The sequence below is a fragment of the Roseibium sp. TrichSKD4 genome (genome assembly GCF_000148725.1).
Lineage (GTDB): Bacteria > Pseudomonadota > Alphaproteobacteria > Rhizobiales > Stappiaceae > Roseibium.
This window is the reverse complement of record NZ_GL476320.1, coordinates 945,585-970,645: the sequence shown is the minus strand read 5'-3', so window position 1 is coordinate 970,645 and position 25,061 is coordinate 945,585. Positions and strand designations below refer to the sequence as shown.

Below are 25,061 nucleotides of genomic sequence, written 5' to 3'. Positions count from 1 at the left end.
CACTGAGTTCGGCAAGGCCGTTCTGTTCTAGCGCAAACGGACCGAGCGATTAGCTGCAGGCGCGGATCCAAGGGTCTACGACATCGCGATTAGCATCTAACCATTGTTCGGCGGCCTCGTCTGGCTCAAGTTCATCGGTATCGACAAGCTTGGCCATTTCTGCAATCTGAGGGTTGGTGAACGAAATTTTAGTGAGTGCACAATATGCGGCAGGCCATTTGTCTTTCATGCCATCCCATGCAGCCTTTTTAAGGTAGCCAGCGGCAGGGTTGCCACAATCATACAACGCTTCCGGATTAGGCCCCTTAGAAGGATCTGTGTCACATCCGTCTTCCCATGCTGGGAATTCCACAAACTCTCCGGGCCAGACCGCTTCAGCGAAGTTAGGTGTCCAGTTAAATACAAGCACCGGCTTTTTTTTAGCTTGTGCCGCTCCGATTTCAGCCCAAAGCGCCGCTGCAGAACCTGCATTGATCACTGTAAAGTTAAGTCCAAGCGCGTCAGCCCGTTCTTTGCCGTGTTTCAACCAATCCACAGGCCCATCAAGATAACGGCCCTTTGTTCCAGTTTCGACAGTCGCAAACAGGTGCGCACAATCATTCAGAGCTTGCCAGTCCGGCAGACCCGGGCAAGATTCTTTTGTCCAAAGCGGATACCACCAGTCTTCCCGGGTGACAGCATCATGATCGCCAGCATCATGAATACCACCTTTCTCCAATGCGGCACGAAAGGAAGCTCCAAAGGCCCCCTCCCATACTTCCATTTCCAAAGATACATCGCCCAAGCGTACGGACTCATAAACTGCTTGACTGTCAGTTGTTACGTACTCAACAATATTTCCCATTTCTTCAAATATTTGGCCAACTACATTTGACATAACAATCTGACTTGACCAGTTATGCACCGGTATAATTATTGGGTCACGACTATCTTTAGCCACAGCTCCACCCAAGCCGCCGACAAATACAGCCGCAGCAGCCAAAATTGCATTGATTTGCATAATTTCGCCCTCCCATTCTGACTCTGATGTTTAAATCACTTTGCCAAATAACAACACTCTTTTGGGGAACAATTATTATTGGGCTGCCTAAATTAATTAGTGCCAATCGCCTTACTATGTGTTTTGATTATCTTTCAACGATTTCAGTTGATTTCTTTCAAAGTTAAATGATGAAATCAAATTCAGATCGAATGAATTGAACTACTGACAGCACAACTGATGACTTGGGATAAAATGCCGCAGAGGTCGTTAAAGAGAAAACTCCTACCACCTCTAGATTATATTTTAGCATTTGAAGCATCCGCTAAAGCAGGAAGTTTTGCTGCGGCATCAAGGGTTTTGAACATCAGCGAAACTGCTATTAGCCGAAAAGTACGTTTACTTGAACAACATTACGATGTGGCGCTTTTTATCAGAGGTAACAGTTCAGTCAAACTAACAACACAAGGTGAAAATTTTCTCGTTTCTGTTCAGCAGTCGTTGGATATTCTTAGAATAGCATCAACCGAGATGTTCATTGATCAACCAAAAAACCTGGTCAGTATCGCAGCAACCAATTCTGTAGCGTCTCTTTGGCTAACACCACGACTTAATAATTTTAGACAAGTGAATAACCGCATAAAGATTGGGTTAGTATCTTCCGATGATGACGAAGAATGTCTATCCGAAGGCATGGACCTCATAATTTTACGTGGGGATGGCAACTGGCCGAATTTTGATTGCAGAAAATTATTTGGTGAAACAGTATTTCCCGTCTGCACACCGGATTTTTTGAGCAAAAATCCTCAAGCGGCAGATATCAATAAACTAGCTTCACTTAACTTAATTGAAGTTGCTAGCACTCATCCAGAATGGATGAATTGGAGTAATTGGCTACGATACAATGGTATTTCGAACACTCAGCCAGAAAAAAGTATCAGTTTTAATACATACCCGCTTTCAATCGAAGCCGCTGCCAATGGGTTAGGTTTGGCACTCGGTTGGCAGCATTTGATAGATCGCCATTTAGAGACAAGACAACTTATTTGCCCTCTTGGCAACACGAATGTTCGTACTCAATCCGGTTACTATCTACTGAAACGAAAAGCGAGTAAGCCGTTTCCTGAACGAGATATAGTTGAAAATTGGCTGATGACCGAGAGCGAACAACGACGAAAATACAGGAGCGCCATTATTTTTTAATGTCCGTCGTCAGGTATTTTGAGACCGATGGCTTCCTGACTTAAGGAGGGTCTGGCGCATCTGGGTTTCATTTAAGCAGCGGAGTTTTCGTGTTGCAAGCGTCGTTGTTTCATTGTCCTTCGTTTGATCTTTTCCCGTTCGAGGAGGATGGTCTGGCCACGCCCGGTATAGACGTTGGCCGGGGTGAGATTGTTCAGGCTCTCGTGATAGCGCCGATGGTTGTAGTACCCGATAAAGGCGTCGATCTGAGCTTCCTGGTCACCTGGCAGAAAGTAGTTTTCCAAGAGGATCCGGTTCTTCAGGGTTTGATGCCAGCGTTCTATCTTGCCCTGGGTCTGCGGATGATAGGGCGCGCCGCGCGTGTGCGTCATGCCCTTTCTGGCAAGATATTCTGCCAGATCGCCAGAGATGCAAGACGGCCCGTTGTCTGAGCCCGGATTTCCCAAGTAGTCAGCTGATTTAGCTTCTTCTATCCTATTTTTCTCTTTATATTACAGCGTGTTACTTGATGACGGAGGGCTGAAAAATGGCACACCCAACGGGTGCGGGTTCTGAGAGCGATTTTCGGCTGGATTTTGACCCTCGGGTGCGGTTGGAATTCCACGGTTCAAAGATCAGTTCTGATGGCGGTCTTCTGCTTTACCGGGAGCTTGATGACGCCCTTGGCCTTTTCGGCAAAGCGGTTCGGTTCCTTCGGGATACCCGCAAAGGTAAGAATGGCGTTCACACCTTGATGGGCCTGCTGCGCCAATCGATATTTGGTCGCCTTGCGGGCTATGAAGATGTGAATGATGCCGTGCGTCTGTCGCGTGACCCGGTAATGCGCCAGATTATCGGGGGCCGTGCCGTTGACACTCAGGCGGCATCCTCCTCCCAGATGGGCCGCTTTGAGACTGAGGTGCTCGCGACTGCCGCCAACAGGGAAGCCTTGGCCGATATGCCCGGTCAATGGATTGATGCGGTGCATGGTCGCCAAGGACTGAACTACATCACCTTGGACATGGATAGCTCTGTCAGCCCCACCCATGGCGCTCAGGAGGGAACCGCATGGAACGGGCATTTCGGCTGCAACTGCTATCACCCATTGTTCATCTTCAATCAGTTTGGCCACTTGGAACGCTGTGCCCTGCGCAATGGCAGCGTCCACAGCGCGGATGACTGGAAGGCTCTTCTGATACCCGTCATTGCGCGCTATGCAGAGCGCGACATCATGCGCTTCTTTCGCGCTGATGCCGCCTTTGCCATTCCGGAACTTTACGAGACTTTAGAGGCTGAAGGGTACCGCTACGCCATCCGCCTCAAAAAGAACGCTGTGCTGGAAGAGAAGATCAGCCATCAGCTGACCCGCCCCGTGGGACGTCCCTCAAAGACAAAGATCAAGCGCTTCTATGAGGTTTTTGAGTATCAGGCTGCTTCATGGAGCAAGCCCCGTCAGGTGGTTGCCAAGATCGAATGGTATCCCGGTGATCTATTCCCTCGCGTGGGTTTTGTCGTCACCAACTTGCCGATGGAGCCGGAATGGATCATCCGCTTCTACAATCAGCGCGGCACAGCCGAACAGCACATCAAAGAAGGCAAGAACGCCATCACTTGGACCCGCCTGTCCTGCAAGCGGTTCTGTGACAATGAGGTCCGGCTTCAGCTTCACGCATTGGCGTATAACCTTGGTGTCTTCCTGCAAGGGCTAGACCTCCCGGAAGAGGTCGCCGACTGGTCGCTGACAAGTATCCAGAGCCGCCTCATCAAAATCGGGGCAAAGGTCGTACGCCATGCGCGCAAAATCACGTTCCAACTGGCAGAGGTGGCTGTATCAGGCTACGTCTTCGGACGAATCCTCGCCGCAATCCGCGCCCTCAAGCCCCCGCCGAGGCCTGCATGACGCTCCAAACAACGAAACCAACACAAATGCGGCTCCACAGCTGTGTCTTGTCGCAGCCCAAACGGGATAAAGTCCACGAAAAGCTCAAAAACCGCGCTTACGTAACCGTCAAAATCGATAATCGCCCCGACAACGCTGCCGTCAGAGTTGCAAACGTCCGTGAAAACGGTCAACCTCGTCGCAACACACAGTTACTTGGGAAATATCCGCTGAGAGAAGTCTCGGGCGATGGACGACGTTGACTTCATCGAGCCCGGCGGCCTCCAGCGCCAGATCGAGTGCGTCCTGAACATCGCTCGCTGCCATGCCGGAACACAGTTTCCAGGCGATGATGTATCGGGAGAAGTCGTCCAGCACGGTGGACAGATAGAACCATCCCCAGCCGATCACCTTCAGATACGTAAAATCGGTCTGCCAGAGCTGGTTGGGTGCCGTGGTTTTCTCCCGGAACTCATCGGCGGCTTTCATCACAATGAAGGCCGGACTGGTGAGGAGGTCGCAGGCCTTCAGTAGCCTGTAAACACTGGCTGCCGAGACGAAGTAACGGCGCTCGTCAGTGAACTTGATCGCCAGTTCTCTGGGAGACAGTTCAGGCTCGTCGAGCGCCATTTCGAGCACCTGCACGCGCACGGCATTCGGGATGCGGTTCCAGGCGCGGCCCGAGCCGCCACGCCGGTTTGCCAGCGCGGCCTCGCCAAAGCGGCGGTAAAGGTCATACCAGCGATAGAAGGTCGGCCGGGAAACGCCGATCTGTTCCAGTGTCTTCTTCACCAGCTGATGCGAGGTCTCGACCAGGCGGATGATTTCGAGCTTTTCGGATGCGGGGTATCTCATTCGATATCCTCCCCATGCCCGATCACGCTTTTTTGAGAATACGGTTTTCCAGCGTTAGATCGGCCACGACTTCTTTCAGGTCGCGCATTTCACGCTTCAAGCCGTCACCTCGCCGGATGTCGCCTGGCGCTCGGTGTCACCCGACAGTCGCTTCTTACCGGCCTCCAGGAACTCCTTCGACCAGGTGTAGTAGAGCCCCTGCGCGATCCCCTCACGCCGATACAGCTCGGCGATCGAATACTCCCCACGCAAGCCTTCCAGCACAATGCGGATCTTCTCCTCGGCCGAGAATTTGCGCCGGGTCTTCCGGCGAATGTCTTTCACATGTTTTTCGACCGATCCTTCCGGCCCAGATTTCGGTCTCACCTTCGCTCCCTTGACGGGCTACGATGTGCCAGAAATCCTCCTTAAGCAATTTCGCCATATGTCTCATGGTGGCTGACGGGGAACAAATGCGGATTCTATTTAATGGCTATTATTGCAAATTCTTACGCACGGGAACAGAATACAAGACCTCACTCGCGCCAATCTGGCACGTCGTTAATCAACATGTGCGCTGCGCGCCTGAGAGTTGCGCGGAATTTATCGACGATTTCGTCGTTTAGATTGCAGTCCTCTAGTGCAGCATCGAATGTGGCGAGCCAGATTTCGGAATCCTCATCGCGGATCGGCAAATGCGCGTGGATCTCGCGCAAGTTCATATGTCCGAACCGCTCTCTGTAGTAAGCGCGGCCACCTAAAAACCCGCTCATGAATTCGAACTGTGCCTGGCGCGTATGCTCTAAGCCGTGGCCGCGAAAATGCAATCTACGCAACCGATATGCCTTGGGGTCGGTTTCAATCCGATCATAAAAGGTTTCAACCAGTTGTCGCAAAAACTCTTCACCACCTATAGATGCCAGAGCAGTACACATCCTTTCCATCCTGTTTTTTAGCTATCGCAAACGGCGTCTGTTTGCCTGTCATCTTCTACCGGCTGCCCTGGGCGGATTTTCAGATATTCAACCAGCCAGCCTCCTGCTGTCTTTGATGGGCCTTGATTGCATTGCGCATCAAAATTGCGACTGTTACCGGTCCAACACCTCCGGGAACAGGGCTAACCCAACCCGCAATTTCCTTAATAGCCTCCGTGTCAACATCTCCAACAATACCAACGGTTCCATCCTCATGGCGGACCTGGTTTATGCCGATATCAATGACAGCGGCTCCAGGCTTGATCATGTCGGCACCAATCAGATGGGCTTTTCCAACAGCCACAACGACCACATCGGCGCGGCGAGAATGCATGGCTACGGACCGCGTCATATGGTGACAGACAGTGACAGTTGCACCCTCTGCCATCAACATCATGGCAGCAGGCTTACCTACAATCTCCGAATGGCCAACCATGACGACCTCGAGACCTTCCATATTAAGACCGGTTTCACGTATCAATTCGACAGCCGATGCCGCTGTACACGGGGCCATGGCAACATCATTATAGACGATGTTGCCAATAGACGCCGGACTCATCCCTTCAATGTCCTTCAAAGGATGAATAGCAGATTGCAACGACCGGACATTAATATGACTTGGAACCGGCCGCTGAAGAATAACTCCGAGGACATCCGGATCATCATTCATTTCTTGAATGCGAAGTTTACATTCTTCCTGCGCTGTCTCGCCATCCCAGAATTGCTGATCAAATGGCAAACCAACAGCTTCAGCAGCGCGCGCCTGATTTCGAATGTATATGGCGACCTCTGGAACGTCCCCAATTGAAACCGACACAAGCTTTCCGATATGGGGCACTGATCTCACATAATCGGCGACTTCGCCCAGGATACGATCTTTAACGGGTTTCCCCCTTAGCAAGCGAGGGTCCTCCAACGGCGCATTCATGCCGTAAGATCCTTGATCTCTTCCAACCCGTTCGCTCGCTGACAAGCGGTAAGCGTATTGGCCAGCAAGCAGGCGATGGTCATGGGCCCAACCCCACCCGGTACCGGGGTGACAGCAGCCGCCACATCAAGTGCTTCATGATAGGCGACATCACCCAGAAGCCTGGACTTGCCCGGTTTCTCGGGGTGCGGGATGCGCGTGATGCCAACGTCGATCACCGTTGCTCCGGGCTTGATCCAATTGCCTTTCACCATTTCCGCGCGCCCAACGGCAGCCACGAGAATATCCGCCCGGCGCGCTACCGCCGACAAATCTGCTGTCCGCGAATGTGCGATTGTTACCGTACAGTCCTCCTGCAACAACAACTGCGCCATGGGCTTTCCAAAGAGGTTCGAGCGCCCAATTACAACAGCTTCTTTTCCCGACATGTTTCCAATTTGGTCGCGCAACAACATCAAACAGCCGAGAGGAGTGCAAGATACGAGGCCGGTTTCCCCGCTGGCAAGAAGACCGGCATTCACAACGCTCAGACCATCCACATCCTTGGCGGGATCTATCCGTGCTACGACGTTACGTTCACTAAGGTGATCAGGCACTGGAAACTGACACAAAATACCATGAACGGCGGGATCTGAATTGAGTTGATCTATCAGCGCAAATAAATCTTCCTGAGAGGTATCCGCAGGCAATTTGTGCTCGAAGCTCGCCATACCAACTTCAACGGTCTGCTTGTGCTTGGCAGCAACATATACCTCGCTCGCGGGGTCCTCGCCGACAAGAATGACCGCCAGGCCGGGTGTGATGCCATGGTCATCGCACAGGCGCTGAACTTGGTTCGCGATCTGTCTCCTTACATTAGTGGCAAAAGCCTTACCATCAATGATATTCGCGCCCATGGTCGCTCCCAGCTTGTGTTTCCCGATTTTTGAACTCTCAATGCCAAATGCGCTCTGGGCGGGTTATCCCCGCCCATTCTTGCCTCTAAAACAGTCCTTCGATCTGACCGTTTTCATTGAGACGAATGTTCTCTGCAGAAGGCACTCTGGGAAGACCCGGCATGGTCATGATCTCCCCGCACACGACGACGATGAAGCCAGCCCCTGCGGACAGAAGCACCTCACGAACCGGCACAGAATGTCCTGTTGGCGCTCCGCGAACTTGCGGATCCGTTGTGAAGCTGTATTGGGTCTTTGCCATGCATACCGGAAGGTTCCCGTAACCCTGCTCTTCCCAAAGGCGCAACTGGTCGCGGATTTTCTTGTCCGCAAGAACTTCATCAGCGCGATAGATCCGCTTTGCGATCGTTTCGATCTTTTCAAAAAGTGGCATCTCATCTTGATAGATGGGCGAGAAATTGGCCTGATCGGCTTCCGCAATTTCGGCAACCCGGGTAGCCAGATCAGCAGAACCTTCCGAGCCGAGCTCCCAGTGACGGCTCAACACAGCTTCCGCGCCATGGCTTGCCACATAGTCCTTGATCGCCTGAACTTCTGCGTCCGTATCGGTAACGAAGTGATTGATCGCCACCACAACAGGAACGCCGAAGGACTTGATGTTTTCAATGTGACGTCCAAGGTTCGGACACCCGGCCTTGACCGCATCAACATTCTCGCTGCCAAGATCAGCCTTGGCCACGCCGCCGTTCATTTTCATGGCCCGGACCGTGGCAACGCACACAACAACAGACGGTGCCAACCCCGCCTTCCGGCATTTGATATTCATAAACTTTTCAGCGCCCAGATCAGCACCGAAGCCTGCTTCCGTCACAACATAGTCAGCAAGTTTTAGTGCCGTGGTCGTTGCAATAACCGAGTTACAACCATGTGCAATGTTGGCAAATGGCCCCCCGTGAACAAACGCCGGATTGTTTTCAAGGGTCTGCACCAGATTGGGCTGCATGGCGTCTTTCAAGAGGACTGTCATAGCCCCTTCTGCCTTGATATCGCGGCAGTAGACAGGTGAGCGGTCACGACGATACGCTACGATCATATCGCCCAGCCGCTTTTCCAGATCACCAAGGTTTTTAGCCAGACAGAGGATTGCCATCACCTCTGAGGCAACGGTGATGTCAAAACCACCTTCCCGCGGAAATCCGTTGGCGACCCCACCCAATGAGCAGGTAATCTGGCGCAAGGCACGGTCATTCATGTCAACGACACGTCGCCACTGGATCCGACGAATGTCGATTTCCTCGCCATTGCCCCAATAGATATGATTGTCGATCATTGCCGACAACAGCGAATGAGCAGATGTGATGGCATGAAAATCTCCGGTGAAATGGAGGTTCATTTCCTCCATCGGAACAACCTGAGAATATCCTCCTCCTGCTGCTCCACCCTTCATGCCGAAGTTCGGCCCAAGAGACGCTTCACGGATACAGACCATCGCTTTTTTGCCGATACGGTTGAGCCCATCACCCAGACCAACCGTTGTGGTGGTCTTGCCTTCACCAGCCGGGGTCGGATTGATCGCTGTTACCAGAACCAACTTGCCATCTTTCCGGTCCTGAACCGAGTTTATAAAGGATTGACTGACTTTCGCCTTGTCATGACCATAGGGCAACAAATCTGCTGACCCGATACCAAGTTTCCCGCCAATTTCCTGAATTGTCTTTTTATTGGCTTCTCGAGCGATTTGAATGTCCGATTTATGTCCCATGAACTCTTTCCTGTTGGATGAGGGCCTAATTGGCTGCAGTATTCGGTTTTGTTATCAAGCGGACTGCAGAGCATTTAGAAGCAAACTAAAAGTCAGCCAAAAGGCCGCTAACAATCGACGCAAACCGCGAAAGACAGAGATCGCTTTTGTGACAAATTGTGCTGCCTTAACCACGATTTGCGGCGGCAATGAAATCTGCATCACAGTCTCCGCAAAATCCCGCTGAGAAAATGATGAACAATCGGATATTTACTGTTCCGGCTTGATCGTTTGGATTTAATCCGAGCATGGGTCATTGTTATCCTCCCTAAATAACAACAGCAACAGTATTTCCTATTAATTATATTTTTTTCCTATCAGTCAACTTATTTCTAAGCAGTTGTGCCGGTGCATTGTCGGGAAATAATGCGAAGGCGACTAATCAACATTTTTTGGAAATACACGTGATGTCAAAGGGCAAAACCTCGAGTTCCATCTGAGATTTACAAACCAGAAAATCGGGAACATCATTGCACGCAAATCCCCATTAAATTGGTTTGCACCCAAAATCAGGAAAACGTAGGACTACTGATAGAAATCAAGCGCCCAAATCCGGAATGGTGTCTCTCTCAGTTGCAGTAGGCTGACGTTCTTTGTGGGGAGGTCATAGCCAGTATCGATCCACTCAACATCGCTTGCCAAAGGGCCGTGCCGACAAAAGAGCTTGGTCTAAAAAAGATCGAACTGGCCCGCTAGGATGGCTGATGTGTTTTTCGTCGGGTTGCAGCTTTGCAACGAGGCGCAAGGAGACAAAGGGAACAACGAGGGTGTCGAGCACCATTGCCGACGCGCTGAGTTGACAAAATCCAAAAAAACGACGAGGAACCGCCCATGCTGAATGATAGATCGTGCATTCGTTTGAGGCCCGAATACCGCAACTAGGTCTGGTCGCATGACATTTTTTGTGCATCACCGGACGGATGACGGGAAGGCGTTCAGAAGCGCAAATATCCTGAACGAGCATAGCCGAAATGTATCTTGTGATCCGAGCGGCGCGAAGGCTGACCCCGACCAAGGTAATTGATCCTCTGCCGCAACGTGCCTGCCGACATTCGCTCTGACAACAGCCCTGAACGCGCTGCACATGCTGTTCGAAAGTGGATGGCGCTAATACCGCCCACATCGAACCGATCCCTATGGAAAATTAGATATTTCAAAAGCTTCAATGCTCGTTTGCGCGATGGACTGCTGAACGGAGTGGTCTTCACATGCCTGCAGGAGACTTAAGTCATTGTCGAAAGCTGAAAACAAAAAACGTCCTCGCGGTGCACTGAACGACCGTCCTCCAGCTCTTGAACCTATCATCCTGATGGATCAGTAGCCGGGCATTCAATAACTTTACATTGGACCAATCAACTGGGGTTAATCACAGTTTCGAACCACGCAACTCAACCATTCATGTTTGAAGTAACCTAAGGGCATCCTACTAGGTGCCTCAATTCTTCGAAGGCAAGTGACTTTATCCTCCGCCTTGCTGTTGCGGCACTAAGTTTTGAATGATGATTTTAGCAGAGAAGATTCATCATTGACTGGGCTCCAAAACCGCGGCACAGATATGGGCCTCACCGGGCATCCGGAGAGGTTGAGCACAATGCGATATCAATAGCTTGCTTCAATTGGCTGAGATTCCAGGTTCCCCAGCCAGACTTACCGTCTCACTTTCTCAACTGCGTTTTCAATTCTCTACAAAGTTTGCGTCACGCGGTTTCTGCAAGAAGCTCCTCAATGAGGGTTGGCAGCTTTGAGAAGTCGGAAAAACTTTCACGAACAATCAAGTCTTCCACCGGCGTTTTCCGGTAGCCTTCGGTGAAGAGGAGGAATGGCAGCTTGGCCCGGTCTGCAGTTTCTGCGTCAACTTCGCTGTCGCCAATAAAAAGAACGGGACCCGCGCCCAGTTCTGCGCCGAGCGCGAGAAGGCCGGTCGGGTCCGGTTTGCGCTCAGGATAGCTGTCACCGCCGACCACCCCTGAAAAGAAACGCTCCAGATCCAGATCCTTGAGGATCTTCACCGTTGGCGCATAGGGCTTGTTTGTGCAGACCCCCATCTTGTAGCCACTTGCCAAATACGCGTCCAAAACCTCCACGACACCGGAATAAGGCACCGTGAGATCCGTCGCGTGCATTTCATAGTCTTCCAGAAAACTCTCGACATAGCGCGTGCGGCCATCAGCTGGCAGGTCGGTTGCCGCGATGATCCGATCTATCAAGGTGGGAACGCCATTTCCGACAAACGAGCGAATGACCTCCAGCGACAAGGGGTCAAGCCCTTCCCTTTGCAGCAACCGGGCGCTCGCGGCATGAATATCCAGCGCGCTGTCGATCAAGGTTCCATCGAGGTCAAAAATCAGAATCGGGGTCATTCGGGCTTTCCGTGGTTAGGCGACAGCTGCTTGTCGCAGATCGGGCAACACTTCGCCAAGGGCATTCAACAAACGATCGACATTTTCCGGTCGCGCAGTTTCCCCCATCAGGCCGATCCGCCAGACCTTGCCTGCCAGAGCGCCGAGACCTGCTCCAATTTCGATATCGTACTCGTTCAACAAGCAAGAGCGAACGGCTGCCTCGTCAACGCCAGTGGGAACCCGAACAGTATTGAGCTGCGGCAGGCGCGCATCTTCTTCCACCAAAAACTGCAAATCGAGACGACGTAACCCCTCGGCCAAACGCTGGTGCGCATCGCGGTGGCGCTGCCAACGCGCTTCCAGCCCTTCAGCTTTCAAATCCTGAAGTCCCTTGAGCAGACCATAGATCGCATTGACCGGCGCAGTATGGTGATAGGAACGCCCACCGCCCTCACCCGACCAATAACCAAGCACCAGATTGAGATCGCCGAACCAGGACTGCACCTTGGTCGTGCGCCCCTCAATGCAGCCAATGGCCCGATCAGAAAAGGTGATTGGAGCCAGGCCCGGCGGGACCGACAGACATTTCTGGGTGCCGGAATAGACAACATCCGCGCCCCAGGCATCAACCTCCACAGGAGTGCCCCCAAGTCCTGTTACGGTGTCGACAACCGTCAAAAGTCCCGCCCCCCGTGCCAAAGCACACAGCGCCTTTGCATCCGAACACACTCCGGTGGACGTTTCTGCATGAACAAAGCCCAAAAGCTTGGCCTTGGGATTCGCCTTGATCGCCCCTGCCACAACATCAGGTGCGACGGGCGTTCCCCAGTCAAACGTCAAAAGCACCACATTCGCACCGGCCCGAGCCGCGATATCAGCCATTCGACCGCCGAAGACGCCATTTTGCGCAATGATCGCTGTGTCGCCAGGCTCAAGCAGATTCACCAGCGCCACTTCCATGGCCAGTGAAGCTGGTGCCGAGATGGGGAACGTCATCGCATTTTCGGTTTGGAAAGCAAACCGCAGCAGATCCTTCACCTCCTCCATCATGGCTTGAAACGCAGGATCAAGATGCCCAATGGTTGGTTGCGCCGTTGCAGCCAGAACTGCACTGGATACATTGGAGGGGCCTGGGCCCATCAAAAGCCGAGTTGGAAGTACCATTTCCCTCTCCATTTTTGTCATGCTGCACGCGGGCTGGTTTCGGCGACCGCAGACCGAATGGCCGCAATGTTGGCGCCATATACGTCCGGTTGATCCACGCTGCCGCCCTTGAAGACAGCAGATCCGGCCACAAGCACATCCGCCCCAGCCTCTGCCACCAAGGGAGCTGTCACGGGATCGACCCCGCCATCAATTTCGATATGGATCGGTCGGTCGCCAATCATGGCGCGCAGCTTGCGGACCTGTTCGACCTGCGTGTGAATGAACTTCTGCCCGCCAAAGCCCGGATTGACCGTCATGATGCAGGCAAGGTCGCACAGATCCAATAGCGGCGCAGCGGCCTCCACCGGCGTTCCCGGATTAAGCGCCAGCCCCGCCTTCTTGCCCGTCGCCCGGATCGCCTGCAGGGTGCGGTGTGTGTGGGGCCCAGCTTCCAGATGAGCCGTGATGATATCTGCTCCAGCCTCCGCAAATGCCTCAATATAGGGATCGACCGGCGCAATCATCAAATGCACATCCATCACCGTTTTAATGTGCTTGCGGATCGCCTTGCAGAGCGGCGGTCCAAAGGTGAGGTTCGGTACAAAATGCCCGTCCATCACATCCACATGAACCCAGTCACAGCCCTCAGCTTCAATTGCCTCGATCTCCTTGCCGAAATTGGCGAAATCGGCTGACAGGATGGACGGGGCAATTTTCAGGGAACGGTCGAAGGTCATCTGCTGGGTTCTCCCCCGTGAGTTGGATTATTTGGTCAAATTGGCAAAGAGCACCGGAAGCTTTTCCGGCAGCCGCTCAACCTGGTTGACGATGGTGTAGTTGCTGGCCCTGAAGATACGCTCCACATAGCGGTCTGCTTCCGGGTCCAGCGTCAGGCAGTAGCTGGTGACGCCTTTCTGCTGCAGCTCCACTGCTGCCTGTTTGGCATCCATGCGCAGATATTGCGGGTCCCGCTCATCGATATCCGCCGGTTCCCCGTCCGTGACGATCAGCAAGAGCTTGTGCCGCTCGCCGCGCTGACCCAAATGATGCGCCGCATGACGCATCGCCGCGCCCATGCGGGTCGACAATCCTCCACTCATCCCGGCCAGACGGCTTTTGACATCCGGGTCGAACCGCTGCTCAAAATCCTTGAACCGGTAATACTGGACATCGTGTCGACCATCAGAAGCAAACCCGTGGATCGCGTAAGGATCGCCGATGCCGTTGATTGCGTTTGCGAGCAGTGCGCAGGCATCTCGGGTAAGATCCAGCACGGTTCGATCGCTGCCACGCACCAGTTCATTGGTGGATTCAGACAGGTCCAGCAGGATCAGCACCGAAAGATCGCGCTTGTTCAACACATTGCGCATGGTGATCCGCGGGTCCGGCTGCATGCCGATCCGACTCATGACGACAGCATCCACAGCCGCATTGATATCCAGCTCGTCGCCATCTTCCAGCCGTCTCTGACGCGAGATACCTTGCGGACGCAGCCGGTCAACAATTTGCCTGATGCGGTGGCTCACGCCTTTATGGGCGGTCAAAACCTCGTCGATTGTATCGGGATCGCCCCGCCCCTGACGGCGCTCATACACGGTGGACCAGCTCGGGCGAGTCAGTTGAACTTTGTAGTCCCACTCGCCATAGTAGAACGGATCGGAGACAGGCTCCTTGCCTTCCATGTCGTTATAGGAAACGCCCTCATCTTCATATGGGAACAACTCGCTGGAAAGCACCCAGACTTCCTGCGCATCGTCGCCAGCCGTCTCGACCTCCACTTCATTGACGAACTCCATCAAGCCGACATTCCGACGAAGCTGCGCCTGAAAATCCGGCTGATAGGCGGAGCTGTTCGACCAGTCGAAATCATCCAGCGACCAAAGGAAGCGATTGTCATCGCGGTACGGTATGTTCAGCTGCTCCAAAATGCGAAGGCTCGGCACGGCGCGGCGATCCGCCAGAATGGAATAGAGCTCAACACCCAGCCCCCAGGAGAACATGGTCTCGCGCTCATTGGTTCCGACATTGAGATGAAACTGCTCGACCAAGGCGTCGATTGCACGATCCCCGGTTGAGACACCAGGTTCCAACAGCGCGCGGGCCGTGGCCTCCACCAAATACATGGTTTCGTGCTCGTAATAGCCCTTTGGCGACACCGGCATCAGCGAGCGAAACAGAGATCGGAGACCGGGGAATTGACGAATTGCACTAAATTCAACCCGCGCATCATCAATGAGACCGACAAAGAATATCTGCCCCGGATTAAGCGCCAGCTGACTGAGGCCTTTGTCAGAGCTGGTGATGTGGGCGGCCATATGCGCACTCATGGCGCGGTAAAGATCGAGCCCGCTCACACCCTCCATGTCATCAACCGCATCGGGCAAGTGCATGGCCCCGCCTTCGATGAACGGGCGAAACCCTTCGTGATCAGCTGCGCTTGGCCTAAGAAAGAAGTCTCGTCCCCAGAAGGCACGCAGATAGAAGTTCAACCGCCGCTGGGATTCAATGAACAGGGTTCCACGCCGCTCCTGCTTCAAAACCGCACGCGAATCCTCGCTGACGAGACCGAAATAATCTGCCTGTTTGGGCAAATCGCGCCGATAGGCGTCCGAGCCGAAATCCACCCAGCGGCGCAGGCCCGACAAGGTGAGTTTTGAGAGCAGTTCTTCCAGAACGCCCAGCATGGGACGCAAGCCACGGGGTGCGCGCGCAGCGAGGCGGTGCAGTAGCTGCAAATAGCCGCGCAGCAAGTCCGCATCCCCGAAGCGGTTGGCCGCGCCCGGCAGCGTGGAAATCATCAGCGTCAGGATTTCGCCCGAAACCATGGAGGACAGCTTGAGCGTCGCGCCAACCACATCACGGATGATGTCTTCGCCGCACTCGCGCACGACTTGCGGCATTTCATCGAGGTAAGAGACCAGCAGGTTTGGCCCCTTGCGCAACGAGATCATTGCCCGTGCGCCATCCAAATAGTCTTTCAGGCCCGCAGGCGACATCATGCGTGCGGCTTCGTGAAACAGCCCATCGAGCATCTCGGCCAGTTCGGGAGCGGCCTCAATCAACTCGTCGCGATATTGCTCGAGATTAACACTCATGCAGCGCGGTCTTTGCTGCTATCAGTGATTTCCGGAAAGAAGGTGCTGACCGCGGCCTGCAGCGTGTCCCGCATATCAGGGTCATCGGTCAGCGGTTCCACAAGCGCCATCTGACAGGCAGCGTGCGGCGGAATTTTCTGAGCGATCAACTGTCCCGCATAGACCAGTAGGCGCGTCGACATGCCCTCGTCCAGCCCATGGCCCTTCAGGTTACGAGAGCGCTGTGCCACCTGAACCAGACGCTCCGCCACCTTGCGGTCAACGCCCGCCTCGTGCGCGACAATCTCGCCCTCGATATCTGCTGTCGGAAAATCGAAGGTCATCGCCCCGAAGCGCTGCTTCGTGGACTGCTTCAGGTCCTTCATCATCGACTGGTAGCCGGGATTGTAGGAGATCACGACCTGAAAGTCGGGATGCGCGTTGACCAATTCGCCTTTCTTTTCAAGCGGCAACTGGCGGCGATGATCGGTCAACGGATGGATGACAACGGTCGTGTCCTGGCGGGCTTCCACCACCTCGTCGAGATAGCAGATCGCGCCGATCCTCGCGGCGATCGTCAACGGGCCGTCCTGCCATTTGGTGCCGTTGATATCGAGCAGGAAGCGTCCAATCAGATCCGAGGCGGTCATGTCCTCGTTACAGGCAACGGTGATCAGCGGCTTGCCCAGCTTGTAGGCCATGTATTCGACAAAACGCGACTTGCCGCATCCCGTTGGGCCTTTCATCATTACCGGCATGCGCACGTCATAGGCAGCCGCAAACTGTTCGATCTCGTTTCCGACGGGCCGGTAGTAAGGCTCTGTTTCGATGCGAAACTGGTTGGGATCGATTTCGCTCATGGCTCGCCTGTCCTTTATTCCAAAACTCAAAAGGGATCCGGCGGCAGGCATGCGCGGGGAGCCATGCCTGCCGTCAGATTCACGCGCTGATTTCGGCGCGGTGCACGACCATGGCCGTGCCCTGGGACTGCTTGAAATTGTCGTAACCGATCAGCCGCACGTGGTTGTTCGGGTTGGCGGTCTTGCAAAGCTCGACTTCCTGGAAAACGGCATCGACATCCGTTTCCCCAAACATCGGCAGCTTCCACATGTACCAATAGTTTGAGGTCGCGTTTTCCGGCTCGGTGTGCTCAATGGCCGGGTTCCAGCCCTTGGCTACGATGTACTCCACCTGGCTCCGCAATTCGTCATCGGTCAGTTGCGGCAGATAGGAGAACGTTCCCATCTTGCGGCTGTTCGGGTCGGAAAGCCGGGAGCTGTAGTCTTGTACGTCACTCATCGTTTTTCATCCTTGAATAAGAGGTCTCGGGAAGGAAGGCACCTGCTTAGCGGTGCGCCACATCCAGTTTGTCGACGGTGTCGAACTCGAACTTGATCTCTTTCCATGTCTCCATGGCGATCTTCAGTTCCGGGCTGTACTGGGCGGCCTTGGTCAGGATGTCCTTGCCTTCCTTTTCCAGCTCGCGCCCCTCGTTACGCGCCTTCACGCAGGCCTCGACAGCTACGCGGTTAGCTGCCGCGCCTGCCGCGTTGCCCCAGGGGTGACCTAGCGTGCCGCCGCCGAACTGCAGGCAGGCATCGTCGCCGAAGATGTTGACGAGCGCAGGCATGTGCCAGACATGGATACCGCCCGATGCCACAGGCATAACCCCCGGCATCTGACCCCAGTCCTGATCGAAGAAGATGCCGCGTGAGCGATCTTCCTTGACCACCTTTTCACGCATCAGGTCGATCCAGCCCAGTGTTGCCGCGCGGTCGCCTTCCAGCTTGCCGACTACAGTGCCGGAATGCAGGTGATCACCGCCAAGAAGGCGCAGCATCTTGGCCAGAACGCGGAAGTTGATGCCGTGTTTCGGGTGACGGTCGATCACACCATGCATCGCGCGGTGAACGTGGAGCAGCATCCCGTTGTCCCGGCACCAACGCGACAGACTGGCCTGTGCGGCCCAACCAAGGGTCAGGTAGTCCGACATGATGATCGGCGTACCGAGCTCCTTGGCAAATTCCGCCCGCTTGTACATCTCTTCGATGTTCGGCGCGGTCACGTTCAGATAGTGGCCCTTGCGCTCGCCAGTTTCCTTCTCGGCCTTTTCAATCGATTCCTGACAGAACTCGAAACGATCTCTCCAGCGCATGAAGGGCTGGGAGTTGACGTTCTCGTCATCCTTGGTGAAGTCGAGACCACCCCGCAGGGCTTCATAGACAGCCCGGCCATAGTTCTTGGCCGACAGGCCGAGTTTCGGCTTGATGGTGCAGCCGAGGAACGGACGGCCATATTTGTCGAGTTTGTCGCGCTCGACCTGAATGCCATGGGGCGGGCCGTCACACGTCGCAACGAACCAGAGCGGAAAGCGCACGTCTTCGAGACGCAGGGCGCGCACGGCCTTGAAGCCGAATACGTTACCGACCAGCGATGTGAACACGTTGACGACAGAGCCTTCTTCGAAAAGACCCATCGGGTACGCGATGAAGGCGTAGTAGCTTTCATCGTCGCCCGGAACGTCCTCAATCGCGTAGGCGCGGCCCTTGTAGTATTCCAGATCTGTCAGAAGATCGGTCCAGACCGTTGTCCATGTGCCGGTAGAGCTTTCAGCGGCAACAGCGGCGGCGGCTTCTTCGCGCGGTACACCCGCCTGCGGCGTGATCTTGAAACAGGCGAGAATGTCGCTTTCCTTAGGCGTGTAGTTCGGCTCCCAATAGGTCTCGCGGTATTCCTTGACACCAGCTGAGTATTTTCCCGGTGGATTTTGAGCGTTCATGATCATGGTTCCCGTTTGATGCGGTTAAATCCGTTGAAGGTGTCGTTGCCCGTCATGCGGCGCGGGCGGCAGCTGTTTTTGGGTCCAGCGCGCCGCTTGCGTAGCGCCTGGCCATATCGTCGAGGGAAATCGGTTTGATCTTCGAGGCGTTGCCTGCCGTGCCAAAGCGTTCGAACCGGTCCTTACAGAGCACTTCCAGTTCGGCCATTGCCGGGATGAGGAACTTGCGCGGATCAAACTCGGCCCGTTTTTCCTGGGCCACCTTGCGGAACTGACCGGTCATGGCCATCCGGCAATCGGTGTCGATATTGACCTTGCGCACACCCATCTTGATGCCACGCTCGATCTCTTCCACCGGAACGCCGTAAGTCTGGGGCATGTCGCCGCCATGGGCGTTGATCAGATCCTGCAGCTCCTGCGGAACCGAGCTGGAACCGTGCATCACAAGATGTGTATCCGGCAGTTTTTCGTGGATCGCGGAGATGGTGGACATGGAGAGGATTTCCCCGTCCGGCTTGCGGCTGAACTTGTAGGCGCCGTGGCTGGTGCCGCAGGCAATGGCCAGAGCATCGCACTTGGTTGCCAGAACAAAGTCGACAGCCTGATCCGGATCAGTTAGGAGCTGATCATGGCTCAGTTTGCCTTCAGCGCCAGAGCCATCCTCCTCGCCCGCCTCGCCGGTTTCCAGCGACCCCAGAACACCGAGTTCACCTTCAACCGAGGCCCCGACCGCATGCGCAGCCAGACTGACCTTGTTGGTTATATCGACATTGTAGTCGTAGCTTGCCGGGGTCTTCATATCGGCTTCCAGCGAGCCATCCATCATGACCGAAGTGAAGCCGTAGCGGATTGCCGAGAGGCACGTCGCCTCGTTGTTTCCGTGGTCCTGATGCAGGACAATCGGAATGTCCGGATTCATCTCAGCCAGAGCCTGAACCATGTTGCGCAGCATTATATCGCCCGCGTAGGAACGCGCGCCACGACTGGCCTGCAGGATCACAGGAGAATCCGTTGCCGCCGCCGCCTTCACGATGGCGAGCCCCTGCTCCATGTTGTTGATGTTAAAGGCCGGAACGCCGTAATCATGTTCTGCAGCGTGGTCCAGTAACTGGCGAAGCGTGATAAGCGCCATGTCTGTCCTCCCCTTGTCAGGCAGCTTCGTTAGCGGACATGAGCGCCGCGATTCCCGGAAGGGTCTTGCCTTCCAGCCATTCCAGAAAGGCTCCACCGGCGGTGGAGACATAAGTGAAGTCGTTGGACACTCCGGCGGCATTCAGCGCCGCCACGGTGTCACCGCCCCCGGCGATGCTGACCAACGCGCCTTCCGCGGTGCGCTGTGCCGCGATGCGGGCAAGATTGACCGTTGCCCGGTCAAAGGGCTGGATCTCGAAAGCCCCGAGAGGCCCGTTCCAGAGCACTGTCTTTGCGCTGGTGATCAGCTCCTGAAACCGCCGCGTGCTTTCAGGACCGGCGTCCAAAATCATTGCATCCACCGGGCATCCGTCGACTGGCACGGTCCGGTTCTGTGCGTTGGCCGTGAACTCGCGAGACACGACAACGTCGGTGGGCAGACAGATCATGCACCCGGCTTTTTCCGCCAACTGCTCGATCTCTCGAACGGTCTCAACCTGATCCGCCTCGTGCAGGGATTTGCCCATCGGGACGCCGTTGGCATAGAGGAACGTATTTGCCATGCCGCCGCCGATGATGACCGCATCCAGCTTGTTCATCAGGTTTTTCAGGACCGCAATTTTCGTCGACACCTTGGCGCCGCCAACAACCGCAACAACTGGTCTTTCAGGCGACACAAGCGCTGCTTCCAGCGCAGCGACTTCAGCCAGAAGCGAGGGCCCCGCATAACTCGGCATCAGATCCGTAATGGCATGGGTCGATGCATGCGCCCGATGGGCACAGGAGAACGCATCATTGACATAGATGTCGCCATTGACCGACAGACGCATTGCAAAGTTGCGGCTGTTTTCCATCTCACCCGCATGGAACCTGAGGTTCTCAAGCACGACTACGCGCCCCGGCTGCAAGTCAGCCGTCGCGCTTTCCGCAGGCTCGCCGACACAATCTTTCGCGAAGACCACCGGACGCCCGAGGGCTTCTTCCAGCGCCTGTGCAATTGGCCGGGTAGAGAGGCACGGATTCGGCTCACCTTTGGGACGCCCGAGATGGGTGGCGATGACGACTGCCGCACCTCTGTTCACCAGACCGGAAACCGTTGGTGCGAAATGGGAGATGCGCGTTGCGTCGGTGATTGCGCCATCCTGCATGGGAACATTCAGGTCCGCCCGGATCAGGACGGTCTTGCCCCTCACATCCGCACTGTCAATGCTGCGCAAGGTTCCAAGGGTCATAGCAGCCTCCCCATGGCAACAGCCGTGTCGGCCATGCGGTTGGAGAACCCCCACTCATTGTCGTACCAGCTCAGGATACGCACCATCGAACCATCCATGACTTTGGTCTGGTCCATGTGGAAGATCGAGGAATGAGGGTCGTGGTTGAAATCGATGCTGACATTTGAGGCGTCGGTGTAGCCGAGGATGCCTTTCATCGGGCCATCCGCAGCAGCGCGGATCGCCGCATTCACCTCTTCGACGCTTGTCGTCTGCGAGGCTTCAAACACCAGATCGACAACCGATACATTCGGTGTCGGTACCCGGATCGCAACGCCGTCCAGCTTGCCGTTCAACTCCGGCAGCACCAGCCCGACCGCTTTGGCCGCCCCCGTGGATGTCGGGATCATGGATTGCGCCGCGGCCCGTGCCCGGTACAGATCCTTGTGCATCGTATCGAGCGTCGGCTGGTCGCCGGTGTAGGAATGGATCGTGGTCATGAACCCGCGATTGATGCCGATTGCATCATTCAGCGACTTCGCGACCGGCGACAGGCAGTTGGTCGTGCACGACGCATTGGAGACAACGAGATCATCGCTGGCCAGAGCGTCGTGATTGACACCAAACACGATTGTCTTGTCTGCCCCGGTGGCGGGCGCGGAGACCAGCACACGCTTGGACCCGTTTTCCAGATGAAGAGCGGCCTTGTCCCGCGCAGTGAAAATGCCGGTGCATTCCATCGCGATATCGACATCGTCCCACAGCAGATCCTTGGGATCACGCTCAGAGGTCACACGGATCGGTCCGGTACCGATATCAACGGTGTTTCCCTCGACCGAAACGGTGCCCAGAAATCGGCCATGAACACTGTCATAGCGCAAAAGATGCGCGTTGGTTTCAACCGGCCCCAGATCGTTGATGGCAACGACCTGAATGTCTGTGCGTCCGGATTCCGCGATGGCTCTGAGGACATTGCGTCCGATCCGACCAAAGCCGTTGATCCCAACCTTAATTGTCATTCTTCTTGTCTCCGGATACGAGGTCTCGCGCGGCTGCAATGACCGCTTCCTTGGTGATGCCGAAATGGCCGTAGAGATCTGCCGCCGGGCCCGAGGCCCCAAAGCTGTTCATGCCGATGAATGCATCATCCGGGCGCAGAAACAGATCCCAACCTTGCCGAACGGCCGCTTCCACTCCGATCCGCGGAGCAAGGCCCAGAACGGCCTCCCGATAAGTTTCTGGCTGCACGGCAAAAAGCTCGAAGGATGGCGCAGAAACTACGGCAACCTTCAGGCCGTCCGCCTCCAGTTTTTCGGCAGCGGACATGGCAATCTCAACTTCCGAGCCTGTTGCAATAAGGGTGAGATCCCGTGTGCCGCCGACTTCCTTCAGGAGGTAAGCGCCCTTGGCTGTCGGGTTGCCAGCCGCCCCATCCCTGCGGAGCGTCGGCAACCCTTGTCGGGACAGGCACAACACCGTTGGCGTGTTTCGGGAGGTGACGGCAATTTCCCAGGCTTCTGCCGTCTCGATCACATCCGCCGGGCGGAGCACGGTGAGGTTCGGCATTGCCCTCAAACTGGCCAGTGTTTCGACCGGCTGGTGGGTGGGCCCATCTTCTCCTAGACCGATAGAGTCATGGGTCATCACATAGGTGACCGGCACCCCCATCAGCGCTGAAAGGCGCATGGCCCCACGTGCATAATCGGCAAAGACCAGGAATGTCCCGCCATAGGGAATGAACCCGCCATGGAGCGCGATCCCGTTCATGGCTGCAGCCATGCCGTGTTCACGGACGCCATAGTGAATGTAATTGCCGCCGAAACAGCCGCGGCTGACTGCGGTCATTTCCTTGGTTCGGGTATTGTTGGAACCCGTGAGGTCAGCCGATCCGCCAGCAAGATTGCTGATGACGCCATTTAGAACTTCAAGCGCCATTTCCGACGCCTTGCGAGTCGCGATCTTGGGCGCAGCGGCAATCTGGGCGCTCTTGTAAGTTTGAAACGCTTCGGAGATAGCCTTCGAATCCGGCTTGGTCAGCGACCTGGAAAAGACTTCGCGTGCCGATGCACCTTCCCACCGCTTGAACCAGGCACTGCGGGCAACAGCACCTCGTCGCGCCACTGCTCTCCATGCTTCATAAACTTCATTTGGTACATGGAAAGCCTCATGCGTCCAGTTCAGCTGGGCGCGGGTCGCAGCAATTTCGTCTGCTCCCAGTGGCGAGCCATGTGTCGCAGCCTTTCCCTGCTTGTTTGGAGCACCGAACCCGATGATCGTCTTGCAGGCGATCAGCGACGGACGACCATCCGCCCGCGCGACCTCGATAGCAGCGGCAATCTCCTGCTTGTTGTGACCATCAACCGCAACAACGTGCCAACCGGCCGCTGCAAAGCGGGCCTTTTGATCCATGGAGGTGGACAGATCGGTCTTGCCGTCAATCGTGATGGAGTTGTCATCCCAAAAGACGATCAGACGGCCAAGCCCCAAATGCCCAGCCATATCGTTGGCTTCGTGCGAGATGCCTTCCATCAGGCACCCGTCTCCGGCCAGCACATAGGTAAAGTGATCGACCAGATCATCGCCAAAGCGGGCATTGTGCATGCGCTCTGCCAGCGCCATACCGACGGCGGTTGAAATCCCCTGCCCCAGCGGCCCCGTCGTCGTTTCAATGCCCTTGGCATGACCATATTCCGGATGCCCGGCTGTACGCGCACCCAGTTGGCGGAAGGACTTCAATTGCTCTATGTCCATGTCGTCAAACCCGAGCAAGTGATTAATGGCGTAAACGAGCATGGAGGCATGACCGGCTGATAGGACAAAGCGGTCCCTGTCCGGCCAATCGGGTTCTGACGGATCGATCTCGATGAAGCGATTGAACAACACGGTCGCCACATCCGCGAGCCCCATCGGCGCGCCGGGATGTCCGGAATTGGCCTTCTGGATAGCATCCATGGCGAGCGCCCGGATCGCGTTGGCCATCAGGTCTTCAGTGGTTTGAACAGCAGGATGAAGGGTCATGACCGCTCCCTCACGCACGTTTGGATTCGTGGACAAGGCGGTCCACCATCGGGGTGAAAATGAGCTGCATGGCGAGATCGAGTTTGCCGCCGGGAATGACGATGGAATTGGCCCGGCTCATCCAGCTGCCGTGGATCATGGACGTCAGATAGGGGAAATCGATGCCGCGCGGATTGCGGAACCGGATCACCACGAGGCTCTCGTCTGCCGTCGGTATCCAGCGGGCCACAAAGGGATCAGACGTATCGACAACCGGCACACGCTGGAAGTTGACATCCGTCTGGATGAACTGCGGGCAGATGCAATGCACATAGGCGTGCATCCGGCGCAGGATGGTGTCGGTCACCGCTTCGGTGGAATAACCCCGGCTCGCCTTGTCACGATGAATTTTCTGGATCCATTCCAGATTGATGACCGGAACAACGCCAATCTTGAGGTCAGCATGCTCCGCGAGATTGACCTCGTCATTGACCACGGCCCCGTGAAGGCCTTCGTAGAAGAGCAGCTCCGACCCGTCCTCAAACGACTTCCAGTCGGTAAATTTGCCCGGTTCAACACCCCACTTCTCCGCCTCAAGATCGTCATGGACGTAATGGCGGGTTTCACCGGTCCCTGTCTGGCCATAGGTGCGAAACACTTCTTCCAGCTTGCTCAGAATATTCGCTTCATAGGAGAAATGGCTGAACGTATCGTCGCCAGAAGCCTTGCGCCGCTCCAATTCGGCTTTCATCTCCGCCCGATCAAAGCGGTGAAAAGCATCGCCTTCGATAGAGACGGCCTTCACGCTCTCGCGGCGAAAGATCTGGTCGAAGGTGGTCTTGACGGTTGTTGTGCCCGCACCGGATGACCCTGTAACCGATATGATTGGGTGCTTTCTGGACATGAAG

The 25,061-nt window shown here is 55.4% G+C and carries 20 protein-coding genes and 2 pseudogenes; 3 read left to right on the top strand and 19 right to left on the bottom strand.

Features of this window, described 5'->3' with window-relative positions:
* Positions 1-49: 49 nt before the first annotated feature.
* A complete protein-coding gene (locus TRICHSKD4_RS25270; RefSeq protein WP_009760117.1) occupies positions 50-1,000 on the bottom strand; it encodes an ABC transporter substrate-binding protein in 951 nt (316 codons plus the stop codon).
* Positions 1,001-1,219: 219 nt separating this feature from the next.
* Here TRICHSKD4_RS25270 and TRICHSKD4_RS25265 point away from each other — a divergent pair, with 219 nt between their 5' ends.
* Positions 1,220-2,182 carry a LysR substrate-binding domain-containing protein gene (locus TRICHSKD4_RS25265; protein WP_139052273.1) on the top strand — a complete coding sequence of 321 codons (963 nt, stop codon included), beginning with the start codon at positions 1,220-1,222 and terminating at the stop codon, positions 2,180-2,182.
* 71 nt (positions 2,183-2,253) lie between these two features.
* On the opposite strand, the pseudogene TRICHSKD4_RS25260 reads toward TRICHSKD4_RS25265, so the two are convergent.
* Positions 2,254-2,613: pseudogene (locus tag TRICHSKD4_RS25260) on the bottom strand (integrase core domain-containing protein); the annotation flags it as partial.
* Between the two features lie 95 nt (positions 2,614-2,708).
* Here TRICHSKD4_RS25260 and TRICHSKD4_RS25255 point away from each other — a divergent pair.
* Together TRICHSKD4_RS25255 and TRICHSKD4_RS32490 are read left to right on the top strand one after the other, a co-directional pair.
* A complete protein-coding gene (locus TRICHSKD4_RS25255) occupies positions 2,709-4,061 on the top strand; it encodes an IS1380 family transposase (protein WP_009466009.1) in 1,353 nt (450 codons plus the stop codon).
* A complete protein-coding gene (locus TRICHSKD4_RS32490) occupies positions 4,058-4,303 on the top strand; it encodes a phage tail protein (RefSeq protein ID WP_083782873.1) in 246 nt (81 codons plus the stop codon). The genes TRICHSKD4_RS25255 and TRICHSKD4_RS32490 overlap by 4 nt, the downstream gene beginning before the upstream one ends.
* On the opposite strand, the pseudogene TRICHSKD4_RS29760 reads toward TRICHSKD4_RS32490, so the two are convergent.
* The 17 genes and pseudogenes from TRICHSKD4_RS29760 to TRICHSKD4_RS25165 form a co-directional block, all read right to left on the bottom strand.
* A pseudogene (locus tag TRICHSKD4_RS29760) lies at positions 4,272-5,261 on the bottom strand (DDE-type integrase/transposase/recombinase); the annotation flags it as partial. The gene TRICHSKD4_RS32490 and the pseudogene TRICHSKD4_RS29760 sit on opposite strands and share 32 nt — an antisense overlap.
* A 149-nt stretch (positions 5,262-5,410) precedes the next feature.
* A complete protein-coding gene (locus TRICHSKD4_RS25240; protein ID WP_009760112.1) occupies positions 5,411-5,809 on the bottom strand; it encodes a group II truncated hemoglobin in 399 nt (132 codons plus the stop codon).
* Between the two features lie 79 nt (positions 5,810-5,888).
* Positions 5,889-6,776 (bottom strand): bifunctional 5,10-methylenetetrahydrofolate dehydrogenase/5,10-methenyltetrahydrofolate cyclohydrolase, encoded by an 888-nt coding sequence (locus TRICHSKD4_RS25235; RefSeq protein WP_040617408.1) that lies wholly within the window; start codon positions 6,774-6,776, stop codon positions 5,889-5,891.
* Positions 6,773-7,672, bottom strand: a complete 900-nt coding sequence (gene folD / locus TRICHSKD4_RS25230; protein ID WP_009760110.1) for a bifunctional methylenetetrahydrofolate dehydrogenase/methenyltetrahydrofolate cyclohydrolase FolD — start codon at positions 7,670-7,672, stop codon at positions 6,773-6,775. The genes TRICHSKD4_RS25235 and folD overlap by 4 nt, the downstream gene beginning before the upstream one ends.
* Positions 7,673-7,757: 85 nt before the next feature.
* Positions 7,758-9,434, bottom strand: a complete 1,677-nt coding sequence (locus TRICHSKD4_RS25225; RefSeq protein WP_009760109.1) for a formate--tetrahydrofolate ligase — start codon at positions 9,432-9,434, stop codon at positions 7,758-7,760.
* Positions 9,435-11,170: 1,736 nt separating this feature from the next.
* Positions 11,171-11,833, bottom strand: a complete 663-nt coding sequence (locus TRICHSKD4_RS25220) for an HAD-IA family hydrolase (RefSeq protein WP_009760103.1) — start codon at positions 11,831-11,833, stop codon at positions 11,171-11,173.
* Positions 11,834-11,848: 15 nt separating this feature from the next.
* Positions 11,849-12,979 (bottom strand): alanine--glyoxylate aminotransferase family protein, encoded by a 1,131-nt coding sequence (locus TRICHSKD4_RS25215; RefSeq protein WP_208993177.1) that lies wholly within the window; start codon positions 12,977-12,979, stop codon positions 11,849-11,851.
* A gap of 17 nt (positions 12,980-12,996) precedes the next feature.
* Entirely contained in the window at positions 12,997-13,698 is a 702-nt protein-coding gene (rpe, locus tag TRICHSKD4_RS25210; protein ID WP_009760101.1) for a ribulose-phosphate 3-epimerase, read from the bottom strand.
* A gap of 27 nt (positions 13,699-13,725) precedes the next feature.
* On the bottom strand, positions 13,726-16,056 hold the full coding sequence (locus TRICHSKD4_RS25205) for a nitric oxide reductase activation protein NorD (protein WP_009760100.1): 2,331 nt from the start codon (positions 16,054-16,056) through the stop codon (positions 13,726-13,728).
* On the bottom strand, positions 16,053-16,895 hold the full coding sequence (locus TRICHSKD4_RS25200) for a CbbQ/NirQ/NorQ/GpvN family protein (protein WP_040617407.1): 843 nt from the start codon (positions 16,893-16,895) through the stop codon (positions 16,053-16,055). Before TRICHSKD4_RS25200 ends, TRICHSKD4_RS25205 begins: the two co-directional genes overlap by 4 nt.
* 79 nt (positions 16,896-16,974) lie before the next feature.
* Positions 16,975-17,334 carry a ribulose bisphosphate carboxylase small subunit gene (locus TRICHSKD4_RS25195; protein ID WP_009760098.1) on the bottom strand — a complete coding sequence of 120 codons (360 nt, stop codon included), beginning with the start codon at positions 17,332-17,334 and terminating at the stop codon, positions 16,975-16,977.
* A 46-nt stretch (positions 17,335-17,380) separates the two neighbouring features.
* The gene (locus TRICHSKD4_RS25190) at positions 17,381-18,814 is read right to left on the bottom strand and encodes a form I ribulose bisphosphate carboxylase large subunit (RefSeq protein WP_009760097.1); all 1,434 of its coding nucleotides are present in this window, start codon (positions 18,812-18,814) and stop codon (positions 17,381-17,383) included.
* Between the two features lie 52 nt (positions 18,815-18,866).
* A complete protein-coding gene (gene fba, locus TRICHSKD4_RS25185; protein WP_009760096.1) occupies positions 18,867-19,946 on the bottom strand; it encodes a class II fructose-bisphosphate aldolase in 1,080 nt (359 codons plus the stop codon).
* Between the two features lie 16 nt (positions 19,947-19,962).
* Positions 19,963-21,177 (bottom strand): phosphoglycerate kinase, encoded by a 1,215-nt coding sequence (gene pgk, locus TRICHSKD4_RS25180; protein WP_009760095.1) that lies wholly within the window; start codon positions 21,175-21,177, stop codon positions 19,963-19,965.
* Positions 21,174-22,175 carry a type I glyceraldehyde-3-phosphate dehydrogenase gene (gene gap, locus TRICHSKD4_RS25175; RefSeq protein WP_009760094.1) on the bottom strand — a complete coding sequence of 334 codons (1,002 nt, stop codon included), beginning with the start codon at positions 22,173-22,175 and terminating at the stop codon, positions 21,174-21,176. Before gap ends, pgk begins: the two co-directional genes overlap by 4 nt.
* The gene (gene tkt / locus TRICHSKD4_RS25170) at positions 22,165-24,174 is read right to left on the bottom strand and encodes a transketolase (protein WP_009760093.1); all 2,010 of its coding nucleotides are present in this window, start codon (positions 24,172-24,174) and stop codon (positions 22,165-22,167) included. The genes gap and tkt overlap by 11 nt, the downstream gene beginning before the upstream one ends.
* 10 nt (positions 24,175-24,184) lie before the next feature.
* Positions 24,185-25,057 carry a phosphoribulokinase gene (locus TRICHSKD4_RS25165; RefSeq protein ID WP_009760092.1) on the bottom strand — a complete coding sequence of 291 codons (873 nt, stop codon included), beginning with the start codon at positions 25,055-25,057 and terminating at the stop codon, positions 24,185-24,187.
* Positions 25,058-25,061: the final 4 nt, after the last annotated feature.

Bases quoted from the DNA above. Each gene is read 5' to 3' on its own strand.
- TRICHSKD4_RS25270 (WP_009760117.1), bottom strand. From the start codon at position 1,000: ATGCAAATCAATGCAATTTTGGCTGCTGCGGCTGTATTTGTCGGCGGC.
- TRICHSKD4_RS25265 (WP_139052273.1), top strand. From the start codon at position 1,220: ATGACTTGGGATAAAATGCCGCAGAGGTCGTTAAAGAGAAAACTCCTA.
- TRICHSKD4_RS25255 (WP_009466009.1), top strand. From the start codon at position 2,709: ATGGCACACCCAACGGGTGCGGGTTCTGAGAGCGATTTTCGGCTGGAT.
- TRICHSKD4_RS32490 (WP_083782873.1), top strand. From the start codon at position 4,058: ATGACGCTCCAAACAACGAAACCAACACAAATGCGGCTCCACAGCTGT.
- TRICHSKD4_RS25240 (WP_009760112.1), bottom strand. From the start codon at position 5,809: ATGTGTACTGCTCTGGCATCTATAGGTGGTGAAGAGTTTTTGCGACAA.
- TRICHSKD4_RS25235 (WP_040617408.1), bottom strand. From the start codon at position 6,776: ATGAATGCGCCGTTGGAGGACCCTCGCTTGCTAAGGGGGAAACCCGTT.
- folD (WP_009760110.1), bottom strand. From the start codon at position 7,672: ATGGGCGCGAATATCATTGATGGTAAGGCTTTTGCCACTAATGTAAGG.
- TRICHSKD4_RS25225 (WP_009760109.1), bottom strand. From the start codon at position 9,434: ATGGGACATAAATCGGACATTCAAATCGCTCGAGAAGCCAATAAAAAG.
- TRICHSKD4_RS25220 (WP_009760103.1), bottom strand. From the start codon at position 11,833: ATGACCCCGATTCTGATTTTTGACCTCGATGGAACCTTGATCGACAGC.
- TRICHSKD4_RS25215 (WP_208993177.1), bottom strand. From the start codon at position 12,979: ATGGTACTTCCAACTCGGCTTTTGATGGGCCCAGGCCCCTCCAATGTA.
- rpe (WP_009760101.1), bottom strand. From the start codon at position 13,698: ATGACCTTCGACCGTTCCCTGAAAATTGCCCCGTCCATCCTGTCAGCC.
- TRICHSKD4_RS25205 (WP_009760100.1), bottom strand. From the start codon at position 16,056: ATGAGTGTTAATCTCGAGCAATATCGCGACGAGTTGATTGAGGCCGCT.
- TRICHSKD4_RS25200 (WP_040617407.1), bottom strand. From the start codon at position 16,895: ATGAGCGAAATCGATCCCAACCAGTTTCGCATCGAAACAGAGCCTTAC.
- TRICHSKD4_RS25195 (WP_009760098.1), bottom strand. From the start codon at position 17,334: ATGAGTGACGTACAAGACTACAGCTCCCGGCTTTCCGACCCGAACAGC.
- TRICHSKD4_RS25190 (WP_009760097.1), bottom strand. From the start codon at position 18,814: ATGAACGCTCAAAATCCACCGGGAAAATACTCAGCTGGTGTCAAGGAA.
- fba (WP_009760096.1), bottom strand. From the start codon at position 19,946: ATGGCGCTTATCACGCTTCGCCAGTTACTGGACCACGCTGCAGAACAT.
- pgk (WP_009760095.1), bottom strand. From the start codon at position 21,177: ATGACCCTTGGAACCTTGCGCAGCATTGACAGTGCGGATGTGAGGGGC.
- gap (WP_009760094.1), bottom strand. From the start codon at position 22,175: ATGACAATTAAGGTTGGGATCAACGGCTTTGGTCGGATCGGACGCAAT.
- tkt (WP_009760093.1), bottom strand. From the start codon at position 24,174: ATGACCCTTCATCCTGCTGTTCAAACCACTGAAGACCTGATGGCCAAC.
- TRICHSKD4_RS25165 (WP_009760092.1), bottom strand. From the start codon at position 25,057: ATGTCCAGAAAGCACCCAATCATATCGGTTACAGGGTCATCCGGTGCG.